This is a genomic window from Campylobacter concisus UNSWCS (genome assembly GCF_000466685.1).
GTDB lineage: Bacteria > Campylobacterota > Campylobacteria > Campylobacterales > Campylobacteraceae > Campylobacter_A > Campylobacter_A concisus_A.
Map to the genome: position 1 here is coordinate 40,588 of NZ_ANNG01000031.1, position 13,728 is coordinate 54,315.

16 protein-coding genes are annotated in these 13,728 nt (G+C 30.8%); 2 read left to right on the top strand and 14 right to left on the bottom strand.

The window, feature by feature from the left end; translation table 11 throughout:
* Nucleotides 1–43: 43 nt before the first annotated feature.
* Nucleotides 44–925 carry a nicotinate (nicotinamide) nucleotide adenylyltransferase gene (nadD, locus tag UNSWCS_RS07330; protein WP_021087982.1) on the top strand — a complete coding sequence of 294 codons (882 nt, stop codon included), beginning with the start codon at nucleotides 44–46 and terminating at the stop codon, nucleotides 923–925.
* Here the strand turns inward: nadD and UNSWCS_RS07335 are convergent.
* A complete protein-coding gene (locus UNSWCS_RS07335; RefSeq protein ID WP_021087973.1) occupies nucleotides 909–1,892 on the bottom strand; it encodes a YeiH family protein in 984 nt (327 codons plus the stop codon). The genes nadD and UNSWCS_RS07335 overlap by 17 nt on opposite strands.
* 103 nt (nucleotides 1,893–1,995) lie before the next feature.
* On the opposite strand from UNSWCS_RS07335, the gene UNSWCS_RS07340 reads away from it, so the two are divergent.
* Nucleotides 1,996–2,562 carry a sugar transferase gene (locus UNSWCS_RS07340; protein ID WP_021087976.1) on the top strand — a complete coding sequence of 189 codons (567 nt, stop codon included), beginning with the start codon at nucleotides 1,996–1,998 and terminating at the stop codon, nucleotides 2,560–2,562.
* Between the two features lie 45 nt (nucleotides 2,563–2,607).
* On the opposite strand, the gene UNSWCS_RS07345 is transcribed toward UNSWCS_RS07340, so the two are convergent.
* From UNSWCS_RS07345 to UNSWCS_RS07405, 13 genes are read right to left on the bottom strand one after another with little or no spacing between them, the layout of a single operon-like run.
* Nucleotides 2,608–3,507 carry a glycosyltransferase family 2 protein gene (locus UNSWCS_RS07345; protein WP_021088007.1) on the bottom strand — a complete coding sequence of 300 codons (900 nt, stop codon included), beginning with the start codon at nucleotides 3,505–3,507 and terminating at the stop codon, nucleotides 2,608–2,610.
* Nucleotides 3,497–4,609: a DegT/DnrJ/EryC1/StrS family aminotransferase gene (locus UNSWCS_RS07350; RefSeq protein ID WP_021088017.1), complete on the bottom strand. Its 1,113-nt coding sequence runs from the start codon at nucleotides 4,607–4,609 to the stop codon at nucleotides 3,497–3,499. Before UNSWCS_RS07350 ends, UNSWCS_RS07345 begins: the two co-directional genes overlap by 11 nt.
* Nucleotides 4,596–4,967 (bottom strand): hypothetical protein, encoded by a 372-nt coding sequence (locus tag UNSWCS_RS07355; RefSeq protein WP_035143696.1) that lies wholly within the window; start codon nucleotides 4,965–4,967, stop codon nucleotides 4,596–4,598. The genes UNSWCS_RS07350 and UNSWCS_RS07355 overlap by 14 nt, the downstream gene beginning before the upstream one ends.
* On the bottom strand, nucleotides 4,964–5,311 hold the full coding sequence (locus UNSWCS_RS07360) for a hypothetical protein (RefSeq protein ID WP_035143698.1): 348 nt from the start codon (nucleotides 5,309–5,311) through the stop codon (nucleotides 4,964–4,966). The genes UNSWCS_RS07355 and UNSWCS_RS07360 overlap by 4 nt, the downstream gene beginning before the upstream one ends.
* A 9-nt stretch (nucleotides 5,312–5,320) precedes the next feature.
* Entirely contained in the window at nucleotides 5,321–5,728 is a 408-nt protein-coding gene (locus UNSWCS_RS07365; RefSeq protein ID WP_021087991.1) for a WxcM-like domain-containing protein, read from the bottom strand.
* Nucleotides 5,716–6,828 (bottom strand): CDP-glucose 4,6-dehydratase, encoded by a 1,113-nt coding sequence (rfbG, locus tag UNSWCS_RS07370; RefSeq protein ID WP_235044399.1) that lies wholly within the window; start codon nucleotides 6,826–6,828, stop codon nucleotides 5,716–5,718. Before rfbG ends, UNSWCS_RS07365 begins: the two co-directional genes overlap by 13 nt.
* Entirely contained in the window at nucleotides 6,810–7,586 is a 777-nt protein-coding gene (gene rfbF, locus UNSWCS_RS07375) for a glucose-1-phosphate cytidylyltransferase (RefSeq protein WP_021087987.1), read from the bottom strand. The genes rfbG and rfbF overlap by 19 nt, the downstream gene beginning before the upstream one ends.
* A 19-nt stretch (nucleotides 7,587–7,605) precedes the next feature.
* Complete coding sequence (locus UNSWCS_RS07380; protein WP_021088015.1) at nucleotides 7,606–8,337, bottom strand: LicD family protein; 732 nt, start codon at nucleotides 8,335–8,337, stop codon at nucleotides 7,606–7,608.
* A complete protein-coding gene (locus UNSWCS_RS07385) occupies nucleotides 8,327–8,959 on the bottom strand; it encodes a class I SAM-dependent methyltransferase (protein ID WP_021087968.1) in 633 nt (210 codons plus the stop codon). Before UNSWCS_RS07385 ends, UNSWCS_RS07380 begins: the two co-directional genes overlap by 11 nt.
* 5 nt (nucleotides 8,960–8,964) lie before the next feature.
* Complete coding sequence (locus UNSWCS_RS07390; protein ID WP_021087965.1) at nucleotides 8,965–10,476, bottom strand: lipopolysaccharide biosynthesis protein; 1,512 nt, start codon at nucleotides 10,474–10,476, stop codon at nucleotides 8,965–8,967.
* The gene (locus UNSWCS_RS07395; RefSeq protein WP_021088004.1) at nucleotides 10,458–12,230 is read right to left on the bottom strand and encodes an LIC12162 family transferase; all 1,773 of its coding nucleotides are present in this window, start codon (nucleotides 12,228–12,230) and stop codon (nucleotides 10,458–10,460) included. The genes UNSWCS_RS07390 and UNSWCS_RS07395 overlap by 19 nt, the downstream gene beginning before the upstream one ends.
* Nucleotides 12,220–12,765: an acyltransferase gene (locus UNSWCS_RS07400; RefSeq protein ID WP_051267838.1), complete on the bottom strand. Its 546-nt coding sequence runs from the start codon at nucleotides 12,763–12,765 to the stop codon at nucleotides 12,220–12,222. The genes UNSWCS_RS07395 and UNSWCS_RS07400 overlap by 11 nt, the downstream gene beginning before the upstream one ends.
* Complete coding sequence (locus UNSWCS_RS07405; RefSeq protein WP_021087998.1) at nucleotides 12,762–13,727, bottom strand: radical SAM/SPASM domain-containing protein; 966 nt, start codon at nucleotides 13,725–13,727, stop codon at nucleotides 12,762–12,764. Before UNSWCS_RS07405 ends, UNSWCS_RS07400 begins: the two co-directional genes overlap by 4 nt.
* Nucleotide 13,728 lies beyond the last annotated feature (1 nt).

A 13,728-nucleotide genomic window follows, 5' to 3' on the forward strand; every position in this document is an offset into this window, starting at 1 on the left:
AAAAAAGAATTTTAAAACAAATATAAACAAGGCACTTTAATAGATGAAGTTAGCACTTTTTGGCGGGAGCTTTGATCCGGTTCATTTAGGACACGATAGCATTGTGAAAATGGCACTAAGCGGCCTTGATATCGACAAGCTCATCATCATGCCAACTTTTATAAGTCCCTTTAAGAGCGAATTTTCAGCTCCGCCAGAGCTTCGCCTAAAGTGGATAAGAGAAATTTGGGGCGGCCTAGAGAAGGTCGAGATCTCAGACTATGAGATAAATTTAGCTCGCCCAGTGCCTACCATAGAGACGGTTAAGTATTTGTATGAGAAATTCAAGATAGAGAAATTTTATCTCATAATAGGCGCGGACCACCTAGCTACGCTTGATAAGTGGCATGGCTACGAGGAGCTAAAAAATTTGGTGCAGTTTGTGATCGCTAAGCGCAATCACATAGAAATTCCACAAAATTTACAAAAAATGGACGTGCATGTGGATGTTAGCTCATCGCAGATCAGGCACCAAAAGGGGCTTGATGAGCTGCCTAGCGAGATAAAAGATGAGATTATAAATTTTTACCAAGGATTAAAGATGCAGGAAAGATCGATGCAAGAGCGCACCGAAAGTATAGTTAAGGTTTTAGACGCAAAAAAGGCTGAAGAGATACAAGTGTTTGATATGAGCGGGGATGATTATTTCGTAAAGGCCGTAGTTATCGCTACTACGCTTGGTGAGAGGCACGCTTACTCACTAGGAGAAGACCTAAAAGAGGAGCTTAAGCCTCTTGGAGAGAAATTTATAGGCACTGAGAGCTCGCCTGATTGGATCGTGATGGACCTTGGCGACATTTTGATACACCTTTTAAGCCCAGCCTACAGAGCAAAATACAACATCGAAGAGTTTTTGCAAAAACTAAAAACTAGCAAAGAGTCTTAACAAAGATAAGCGATGAGCAAATAAGCCATAAAAATATAAAAAATGCTAACAAAAATGGCTTTTTGCCAGTCGCTTTAAATATACTTCTATCTATCCCAAAACCCAAAGCACACATCGCGATGCAAAGGCAGATGCTAGCTGAGAGCTTTAAAATTTGCACCAAATTTTCAGGGAAAAATGGCAAAGACCTAACGCAGATCGCCACTAGGAAAAATAGCGCAAACCAAGGTATGCTCTTTAGCTTTGAGCCGCCACTATTTTGGCTTAAATTTAAGAAACTTAGCAAAAACAAAAATGGCACTAGCATGATGACGCGAAGCATTTTTATGATGATGGCAGAGCCACTTGTTGTGCCGTCAAATGCCGCTGAGGCTGCCACTACATGAGCTACCTCGTGAAGCGAGCCGCCGATAAAAAAGCCAGTTTGCTGAGGCGTGAGAGCTAGAAATTTAGCGATAAATGGATAGATAAACATGCCAATCGTCCCAAATAGCACCACCGTGCAAATGGCGATAGCAAGCTTGTTTGCGTCTGCTTTTATCTCATTTTGAGTAGCCATGACAGCAGCTGCGCCACATATGCTTGCCCCTGAGCCAATGAGCACGGCACTATCCTTGCTAAGCCCCAAAGCCTTAGCGGTAAAAAGCGCAAAGCAAAAGGTCGCAAAGACCATAAAAGCTGCGTATATCACGCCAAGAACTCCGACACTTGCGATCTCACTAAGGCTTATATTGAAGCCAAAAAGTATGATGCCTAGCCTTAAAATTTGCTTCCCAGCGATCGCTACTACGCCACTACTTTTTAAAATTTGAGTCTGTTTGGTGAAAAGATTTGCAAAAATGGCGCCAAGAATGATCGAGATGATGAGCGGGCTAGTGTGAAATTTAGCCAAAACCGTGTTTGAGAGCGCAAAAGAAATGGCACAGATCAGCGCCAAAACAAGCACAGCAAGAAATTTTTGAGACATATTTTAACCTTAACTATTTTTTTAAAAATGCAATTAGCACGTTTGGGTATAATTAGGCGAATTATATAATGCAAATTTAAAATAAAGATAAAGGGATAGGCCTATGATCATCCTTGGCGAAAAATATACTTTCACCAAACTCGAGCTAGAGAAGCTTAGGAAGAAATTTGGCCAAGTGAATTTTTTGTCCCATGAAAATAGCGACGCTAAAGCTCTTCGAAGCGCACTAGAAAATCTCATAAAATCAGGCGATCAAAGGCTAATAGTGCTAAATACCCAAAAGCCCGTTGATAGCAAACTGGTGAGATTTCTCACGCTTTTGCAGTTTAAAACAAAGTATAAAAAGATCAAATTTCTAAATGTGGAGAGTTTTTTAGAAAATTACTTACAAAAGTGCTACATCCCAGAAAATGGCGAAAATTTAAACTTTTTAAACGATATCAAGCCTTATAATGCCTTTGAATACGCCTTAAAACGCGTGATAGACTATATAAGCTGCTCGCTGCTTTTTGTGATACTTTTTGTACTTAAATTTTACGTAAAGAAAAAGATAGACGAGCAGTCTCCTGGCAGCCTTTATTTTTTGCAAAACAGGGTTGGGCTAGATACTAAAATATTTAAGTGCTACAAATTTAGAACGATGTATGAAAACTCTGAACACAATCCATAAAAATATAAAAGCTTATTTAGTGAGTCGTTTATATTACAAATAAATCTAAGAGTACCATCTCAAAATTCGTAAAATTTTTGAGATAATTTTATTTAAAACAGTTAAAGAAAAAGCATCTTTAAAAGACATATCTCTTAAAATTCTTAGAATTTCTCTTGTATTAAGATCCTTCAAAGAAAATAAAATTTCTTTTATATCCATTATGGCCTTTGCTTCATCTAGCCTCTTTAATATATCCTTCTCGCTATACATATTCTTTAATTTTTTTAATACAACTTTCACCTCTTTGATGTTATCAAGGCGTTTTGTATTGGAGATACTATTTGCATTAGAAGCCCTATAATACGCAAGTGGCTCATCTATATAGCATGCCTTTTCGTTTTTTAAAAGCCTAATAAAAAGATCATAATCTCCTGGAAAATTTAAGCTTGAGTCAAACTTATCTTCAATATTATCATATGCTTTCTTGGAAATCATAACTGTTAAAATTCCGATAGAATAATTAGCTATTTGGTGTTTAAAAATATATCCCGATGGCTGAGTTTTAACAAATAATTTCTTATTTTTATTTTGACCCATAATATAAAAGTTAGTGTAGCAAAGCCCAAAATCACCATTGTGCATTAATGAAATTTGTTTTTCTAACTTATCATTTTTCCACAAGTCATCACAGTCTAAAAATGCAATGAAATCACCTTTGGCTTCTTTAACGGCATAATTTCTAGCGCCATAAAGTGGAGCAAACTTTGGAGCATAGAAATATTTTATTCTACTATCATTATACGATTTTGCAATGTTTGCGCTATTGTCAGTTGATTGATTATCCCAAAAAATTAATTCCCAATTTTTATATGTTTGATTTATTACGCTCTCGATACTTTCTCTTAAGAATTCATCACTATTAAAACAATTCATAATCACCGATACTAGTGGTTTATCTTGCATAAAATGTCCTTATCTTATTTACAATAAATTTTACATCATCCATTTTCAAGTCAAAATGACACGGAAGCGTTAAAATTTCATCATATATTTTTTCACTTTTTGGCAACGAATATCCGGCATTAAATTTTGTTAGAAGATGATTTGGCTTATAGTGAATACCTGTTTCTATGCCATTCTCTAGTAAAAAATTTCGCAATCCATCTCTATTTTTTACCTTTATGACAAAGATATATGGAGCAACATCATCAAAATCAAATTTTAAATAATCAACTTCATCTACATCTTTAAGCAAATCCACATATAGTCTGGCTAGCTCTTTTCTTTTAGCTATGAAGCCATCTATCCTAGAAAGCTGAGCTATTCCGATTACCGCCATAATATTGCTCATGTGATATCTGAAACCTTGAAGCTTAACATCAAAATCCCAGCTTCTTTGACCTGAGTACCTTTTTTCACTATCTTTTTCAACTCCAAGAAGCCTCATATCTCTAACTTTTTGTATAAATTTTAAATCACTAGATAAAATGGCTCCACCTTCACCACAAGTAATATTTTTTACCCCATCAAAACTAAAACAAATTATATCTCCACTGCTGCCAACTTTCTTACCATTCCTAAGACAGCCAAATCCTTGAGCAGCATCTTCGACAACCCTTAGTCCAAACTCATTTGCAATTTCATAAATACTTTCCATACTCTTAGATGAGCTGGCATAATGCACTGGCATAATGGCTCTAGTTTTTTTAGTAATTCTTCTTTTAATATCATCTTTATCGATAAAAATCGTGTCAGGATCTATATCACAAGGAATAGGTCTTAACCCCAAAGCAGAAATAGCCTGAAAAGACGCAACATAAGTAATAGTTGGAACTAAAATTTCATCGTTTTCGTTAAAATCAAGCGCTGCAAGAGCCAAATGAAGAGCAGAGGTTCCAGTGTTTACACATACTACTTCCATATCGGTAGCTAAATACTCTTTAATAGCAATTTCAAATTGCATAACATTTTTACCCATACCAAGATACTCTTCATCAAGCACCTTTAAAACGGCTTGTTTTTCTATATCACCAATTGAAGATTTTGAAAGTCTAATCTTTCTCATTTTTAATCCTAATCCAATATGATCCATGTTTATGAGTGCCATAAGTTATATTTTCAAAACCAACCTTTTTAAGAAGTATGATATGCTCATCAATATTTCTTAAGTATCCCCAAAACTGACCCTTATTATATAATCCAAGTAGTGATAAAACAGTTTTTACAATCTCTTTTATACTTGCAACAAATCCTTCTGCTGGCATAATAACCTCAGCTAAATAAAATTCTTTAAATCCATATTCATAAACACTTTTTAAAAAATTAGTATACTCTTCATTATTAAAAACATAGTCTATGGTGCTACAATAACCAAATTCATATTTTTTCTCATCTTTGACACATTCCGGGAAAAAGCCTATCACGGTTTTACACCCCCCCCATTTGTCAACCACTTAAAATTATTAGAAGGCTCTATTGCTAATATATTTTTATCGCTATTTTTAATTATAAAATTTTCAATAAAACCGTTACCGCAACCTATAGACAGAATATCCTTATAATTTTTCGAAAAGATTATAATATCTCTTGCAATATTTGTTTTACGCTCAATATAGTCTTTTGAAAGGTCTTTATATGAATTAAATTTTTTATAAAATAGCTCATAAAATTTTTTATAAAACTCATCATCTGCAATTTTCTTAGAATTAAGCTTAGTAAATTCACTAAATTTTATACCAAACCACTCCTTTTGATATATTTTTTTCACTTAAAGCCTTTAAAAATTATATTTAATGTTATTAATGTCCATGCTAATAGACTCGTTAGGATCATGCTCTATGCTTGCAATATTTAAAAGCATATTATTCTTTCCGAGACCACAAAAAGCCATCCATAACCCGTTTTTTATAGTCAGTCTTTGATAATTTTTATGAGATAATTTTACACTTAAGAATTCTTTTTTTATATCATCATAAATTACAAATTTAATCTCTCCCAAACAGACTACAATATTAAGCACCATTTGATTGTGTTTCTTCCAGCCTTTTATCTCTTTTTCGTTTATAGTTGAAAAATACGCCTCTCCAAAGCCACAAAAACCATAATCACTTTGTTTCATCGCATGAAAAATGTCACCCTTTGGATTATAAATTTGTTTTAATGGTGTTAAAATCACTCCGTCCATGATAACGCTCTATTTTTTGCAAGATTTTCATATTCTATTATTTGTTCTGTTGTCTTTTTAAACATATCTGAGTTTTTTTTGTAAAAGTCATAATACCACTGTGAGGTAAACTCAATTGTTTCTTTATACTCTAAGCTTGCATGCCATTTAAGATAGTGCAACGCCTTGTCGCAATTTAGCTTTAGTAATTTAGCTTCGTCAAAAATTATTTCATCTACAACATTATATATATTTTTTAAACTCCAAATTTTACTAAGATCCATCAATAATTCTGCCACACTGTGATTTTGTTCAGCTCTTGGACCAAAGTTAAAACATTCGTGATTTAAACTATCGTCTAAAGATAGTGCCATAGCCAAATTTAAATAACCACTAAGTGGCTCAAGAACATGTTGCCATGGTCTTGTAGATTTTGGAGATCTAATATTTACAGCCTTGTTTTTACTCCATGCCATCATACTATCCACTACAATTCTATCTTTAGCCCAATCCCCACCGCCAATTACATTTCCTGCTCTTGCTACACCTATCCTTATATTTTTAATCTCTTTAAAAAATGAGTTACAATAGGATTTAATAATAAGCTCTGCTGCGCCCTTAGACCCACTATAAATGTCTTTTCCACCAAGTGCATCATTTTCTCTATATCCCCAAACTTGTTCGATATTATCATAAGCTTTATCACTTGTTATAATTATAGCCGTGCATTCATGCTCTGCTTTTCTCAATATCTCTAAAATATTTGTAGTGCCCATAACATTTGAAGTTATGGTTTCTATTGGATCTTTATATGAAACAGAGACTATTGGTTGAGCTGCCAGATGAAAGACAAAATCTGGTTTTTCATTAAGAAAAATTTCTTCTATAATATCCAAGTTACGAATATCAGCTCTGTAATCTTTTTTGATCTTATCTTTTAAATTTAGTAAAACAAACATGGATGGATTTGTTGGGATATCCTTTGAAATTCCAATAACTTCTGCCCCTAAATTTAAGAGCCATGCACTAAGCCAACTACCTTTAAAGCCAGTATGCCCTGTAATTAAAACTTTTTTATTTTTAAAAACATTTTTGAACATTTTTATTCCCAAATTTTCCATTCCGCTTTATTTTCTCGCCACATTTCATTTAGTTTATTTTTATCTCTTAGTGTATCCATTGGCATCCAAAAACCATGATGTTTGTAAGTAAATATCTCCCCATCTTGAACAAGTCTCATAAGTGGCTCTTGCTCAAAAACAGTACTTTCATCGTCATCTATATAATCAAACACTTCCGGCTCACAAACAAAAAAACCTGCATTTATCCAACTGCCATCACCTTTTGGCTTTTCTTTAAATTGTAGCACTTGATCTTGATCTGAAATTTCTAAAGCGCCAAATCTTCCATCTGGCTGCGCTGAAGTCATTGTTACTATTTTTTTATGGGATGAGTGAAATTTTAAAAGGTCGTCTATTTTTATATTAGCTACACCATCTCCATATGTCAGCATAAAAGTATTATTTCCTACGATTTTTCTAGCTTTTTTGATTCTAGCCCCAGTCATACTATTTAAACCTGTGTCTAGTAGAGTAACTCTCCATGGTTCGCTAGTGTTATTTAATATCTCCATTTTACCACTAGCTATGTCAATAGTTATATCACTTCTATGTAAAAAATAATTTGCAAAAAACTCTTTTATATAGTAGCCCTTATAGCCCAATAAAATTACAAAATCATTAAACCCGTAGTGGCTATAAATTTTCATAATATGCCAAAGGATGGGCTTACCACCAATTTCAACCATAGGTTTTGGTCTAATATCCGTCTCTTCACTTAGTCTAGTCCCGAACCCACCAGCAAGTAACAAAACTTTCATAAATAAATTCCTTTTCTAATTACATGTTTATTAAATTATTTGCCTCATTGTACCAAACATAATTTTTTTTTGGAACTCTCCAATCTTTACCATATGTTATTTCCAAACATTTTTCAGAATCTATTGGAACAGGAACAACTTCATCTAAAAAAATAATGTTTTTAAATTTCATTAAATTTATATCATAGCTATATCCAGTATAATAAAAACTTTTTATAGCATCCTCATAGATTTTTTTTCTAGTATTTTTTTTGATAAATGGCTTTATTAACTTTGTTACTTTTATTAATAAAAATTTTAGTAAATCTTTTATGTTTTTAATCTCAAGGTCAATAACAATATTATTATCAAGTGAATGTATAATCATTGCGATAAAATTTAAAAATTTATTTTTTAGATTTGTTTTTTTTGGAACGACCCATCTAACTGAGGCAACATTATCTTTTACATCATAAAAACTAATATCTATTTTTTTAGAACCGTTTGTAAAATGCAAACAATCCATCTCACCTAGAATAATTTCTTGTTTAAAACCACTATCTTTAAAAAGTTTTTCTATGTCTTCCGTTTTTACTTTTTTTTTCCAAACAGCGAAATCTATATCATGATCCCATGGTAAAATCATATTATCTCTTATTATGCCCAATAAAGTACCATGACAAACCCAATACTCACACTTTATACTACGTAGAAGCTGATTTACTTTTTTAAATAAAATTTCATCTTCACTATATGAATAATCATTTTTCAAGTATTATCCTCATCAAAACAGGATTATCATTCTTGTAAATGGATAAGTTGTTTTTTTCTGTAAAATATCTTAACTTAAAGCCAAGTTTCAAGACATGTTTCAAAAAAACATCCGAATTAATAAATCGTCTATTATGATCAGTAAAGAATGTATCGTCTCCCATGTTGCGTCCAACACCACATAATGGATCCTTTGTTGTTCTTACCTCTATACAAAATAACCCATTTTGCCTAAGATTATCATATACTTTTTTTACTATTTTTTCTTCTTCTGTCTTTGTGATGGCATGCATCGTAAATCTAGAATAAAATACATCTATATCACCATATTTAGAATAATCATCGGTTACAAAATTAGCTACTTTAATAGTTAAATTATCTTTTAAAGAATCGTCCTCCTTGCTTTCTATTACAATATCGCTTTGATCAATTGCTATAACATTATGCTTTTTAGCAGCGAAAAAAATAGAATCTCTACAATTTCCAGAACCTAATTCAATAATATTTAACTTTTTATCTTTGAAAAATTCTTCTTGACAAAAACTAGCAAAAGTACTTTGTTGTTTTATAACACTATCTCCAGTATGTTGCTTATAAAATTCATCCCAATAACTCTTATCCATACTTTTTATCCTTTTAATTTTATATAAACAAATCCCACTATCTTCTTTAAAAGCATTTTCACATCTTCTGGCTTCATAGCAAAAACCTGTGGAAAAATGATTGTTCCTATTATACATAAACAAATATAAAAAATGCCACAAGCAATGAAATTTATAACGATATTATCGAAAATAGCTATATATCCTGATAAAATACCAAACAAAACAAAAAACAAAAGTGAATAAATTTGATGTTTAATAAAAAATAATATTTTTATGTTTAAGTCTTTGGTGGCAAAAAAAAACATTACATTTGCACTTATCGCTTGTAGTAATACCATCTTAACTACTAAACCTGTTGCACCTAAATTTAAAAAATATATCACTATTACGCTAATTACAGATCCAATAGGCATAAAAAACAAAGCTATATTTCTATTTAATTTTGTTTGCAAAGTGGCATGACAATAACCTCCTATTATCTGACTATAAGTTTGGTGAAGCGGGTAAAAAGCCATCAAAGATAATGCCAGCCAAGCACCTTTAAAGTCATCATTTATGAAAATAGCAAGTATTGCATCGGAATGAAAAGATACAAAAACGCTAAAGAAAGTAGCTATAGAGTAAAGCATAGGCACATACCTTACAATTAAAAATCTCAATCTCTCATAATTTTTTACTGCATATTCTTTAGAAAACTCTCTTATAATAATCTGAGTCATTGAACTAGTGAATATAAGTGCAACAGAAACAAGACCATATACAAGACCATAAAACCCACTTTGAATACTCCCTGATACTTTTTGCAAAAGCCAAATATCAAAGACTGTTGCACAAGTAGTAACAATAGTATAAAAAAACAGTGGGTGACAAAAAGAATAAAATTCTTTAAAAAGATTTTTTAACTCTTTTAAATTTAAGCCATATATATCTTTAAAAATTCTCATTTTATAAAAAAATAAAATAAGGATAAAAATAAATGAAATATAAAAAATAAAATTATATAAATAATATAATTTTAAATTGAACGCAAGTTCATATACAAAAAAAATAAGCAATAAAAGCATTAAAATTTTATGAACTATCTTAACAAATTCAACACTAACAGTAATAGCATATGCATCTGAAATTTTGATAAAAACTTGACTTAACCACAAAAGAAAAGAGTATAAAAAACCTATCAATATAAAGTTTTGAGGCACATTTGGCATAAAATGCTCATTCAGTTCTAATGAATTTAGCGCATAAATAAAAAGGATAGAAAAAATAAATATACATAATATGTAAATAGAATAAAATACAAACAATGATTTTCTAGAATTATTTGCACTAAGCTTTACAAAAAAGGCACTTGACGTGCCAATATCCAAAAATCCCATCATTTGATTAAAGAAATTTTGTAAATACATGAAAAGCCCATACGACATTGGCCCCAAAGCTTTTGGAACAATAAAAACTATTGCCATATTAACAAATGCACTAATTATATTTGAAAAAAGCTTAGCTAGATATCTTTTTTTTAAGCTTTGTTCGCGCATCCTCTCTCCAAAAGCATATCAAATTCTTTAATCCACTCTTCTACCCAGTTTGATGATGTTCTAAAATATTTATGCAAAAACAAATTTTTAGCATTTTGAACTTCTTTGGTATTCCACCATACCTCTATTTTTTCATAATTCTTATTTATAAAGTCAGCGCATTCTTCGGCACCTATGAATAAAATTTTGGCATCTATAAGATCACTGATATATGGTTTTACTTCTTCCCTAAATGAGTACACTCCTTTGGCAATAAAAATAAGTGTTGGTTTATTTAAAGATAATGATTCAAGATAGCCTGTGTGCATATGGTCAAACACATTGAGTCTTGATGAAGATATTTGTTTATAATAATTTGTTTTTGTATCAAAAAATAACTTTTTTCCACACTCTAAAAGTCTATTTTTAACATTCCACCCATAATCTCCATGATAGGTTCTAATATTCAATAAACTGCCATATTTTAATTTATTCAAAAAAACTTTTGTATTTTCAATATATTGCAACATTTTAGCACCATCTTCTATATATGCAATGCAATGTAAATATCTCGGCATGCAAGTCATTACTAAAACTATCTTATTATTGTGAACCCGTCTTGGCAGCGGCTGCTGCGGTAAAATACCGCAAGATGCTCCCTGTTTTTTCCAACCATATGTATAGTAAATATCACAAAATTTACTTTCTATTTCTTCTTGAATATCTATTTTATCTATACCAAAATCACCTCCATGCTGTCCATATGCCACTACAATATCTTTTCTATATTTAGCACAAAAAAATCTAAAAAATTCGTTATGATACAATGCATTCGCGCTATATACTACTTTAGGGGGTTGTAGCTTTAACCCATCTATCTTTTTGTCAAAATCTTTATAAGCCTCTAAATATATAATGGGAAAATTTTGTTTAAAAGAATAAAATAAAAAATTCTTAAACTCGTCTGTAAAATTAACATTGCGAAAAAGCTCTTTTCTAATGCTTAAATTTGGTTGCACATCCATAGAAATAGGATAGTTCATATTGTCAAAAACTATCCTAAATTTAGAATAAATAAACAATTTTAGACAATGCCTAATAGCATGAAATTTAAAATATGGACTTACTATTACTACTTTTTTGTTAAAATTTAGTCTATTCAAAACACTAGAAACTACTCCTAATGCCTTTTTAATTAGTGGTTTTTTATTACCAATTTCTATTTTTGTTTGTATTCTTGGATGATTTATACTTATTACATTACTCTTTAAATTTAAAAATTTAACAACTTGCGAATAAAGCTGAAGATTAAAATAATCATCACTATGTGCATGCTCAAAAAAATCATTTGTAGTCGCAGTAAAATTAAAATCATCTTCGCTCAAAATATTTGTATATAAATCTTTATGTTCCATATATACCATTTTAATATGCATATATCTATCATAAATCGTTAATATATAATATTGTAGCCATGGCAATAATAGACCTTGCCAATATTTTATTGAATAATTTACACCATGATAATCATTGAGCAACTCAGCAAGTTTTTCAACAATCTCTTCAAAAATATCAATGCAATATTTTAAAGCACGATCAATCTCTCCCTTATCGCTCCAAATATATTTAAAAATCTGATAATTTAATTTCTCGTAGTATTTTTTTTTATCAAAAAGTCTGCAATGTTCTCCTAAAAACAATAGATTATCTGCACTAGCATCCCATGTATCCTCTAAAGCAGTTGTACACAAAAAAACACTCTTATCACTCATCATCAAATCTCATCTTGATAAAATGAGCGGGAACCCCCCCCCATATACTATACTCAATATCTATACTTTTCGTAACTACAGAATTTGATGCTATTATAACTCCTTTTGCTATCTCCACCTTTCTAGCACCAGAGTTTATGACGCTTCCAAATCCTATCCACACATCATCATTAATAATAAGTTCATTTGTTTCATTTTTTTGTAGATTCATGGGTATATATCTATCTTTAAAGCCATGATTTGATGTCATTATATTGCAATTTGAAGCTATCATCACATCATTTCCTATCTCCAAATTCGATAGAGATTGAATTATACAATTTCCGTTTATACTAACATTATCGCCTATACTCAAATTTTTAGGATAATAAAAAAATGTTCCAGTATGCGCTCTAAAATTTTTACCTAACTTTCTAGCAAAAATTTCAACATATATCCATCTTAATTTATCTCCAATAATTGTTGGAGATAATGCAATTATCTCCAATATAAAGTTACAATATAAAAATATAAGTATTTTTTTAAAAATTTTTATCACTCACCAATCCTTTGGCAAATAGAACAATTTCTTAGACTATCATCCAATATACCTTGTCTAATATTATTCATTTTTTTACTATTGAATGCATCTTTTATAGAAATAATCTTTATGTTGCCTATTGGTATGTTTCTACCAAAAAAATTACAGCAAGGCAATATATCACCATTCGACAAAATAGCCACTCTAGCAAATGGTGAAAAACAGTTCCATTTCTTGTGCATAGAAAAATCAAATTCGCCATTGATATCTATATTGTAATTATCAAAAACCTGTATATCTATAAAGTCTACTTTATCTCTCCAAAATTCTATAAATTTCTTCTTTTCATCTCTATTCTTTTTCATATCTACAAAAGAAACTCTAGTTATTGGGAGTATACTTTTTCTAAGAGATCTTTCCGCTAAAAATTTTTCTAATGAACTTTTAACTAAAGACATGCCTTTGCCTCTAATGTCATTGTATGTATTTTCATAAAATGCATCTAGCGATACAAAAAGATTAACTAGCCCACTATCAAAAATATCATCTATATATTTTCCTAGCATTAACCCATTTGTAATAATCCTTGTATCTACAATACCATTATCAGTTGCATATTTAATCATTTTAAAAACGTCTTTATTTAATAGTGGCTCAGCAAAAGCACCAAGATTTATAGACCTTAAACCATTGTTTTTTCCTTCATCAATAGCTTTCTTAAATAAATCAAAACTTAATTTGGAATTTGTATTTACTTTATAATTTATATTTGGATGTTTTTTGGTATTTCTTGGACACATTATACAAGACTGGTTACAACTATCTTGCATTTCAAAATCTATATGTAATGGAAAATCTGGAAAGTTATTATAACTAATACTATTCCATTCCTTCCTGTAACTAATATATTTTTCACCTAGTTCATTACTTAAAATATTATTTAAGTCTTTTTCTGTGTATCTTGAAATATTATCTTGCATT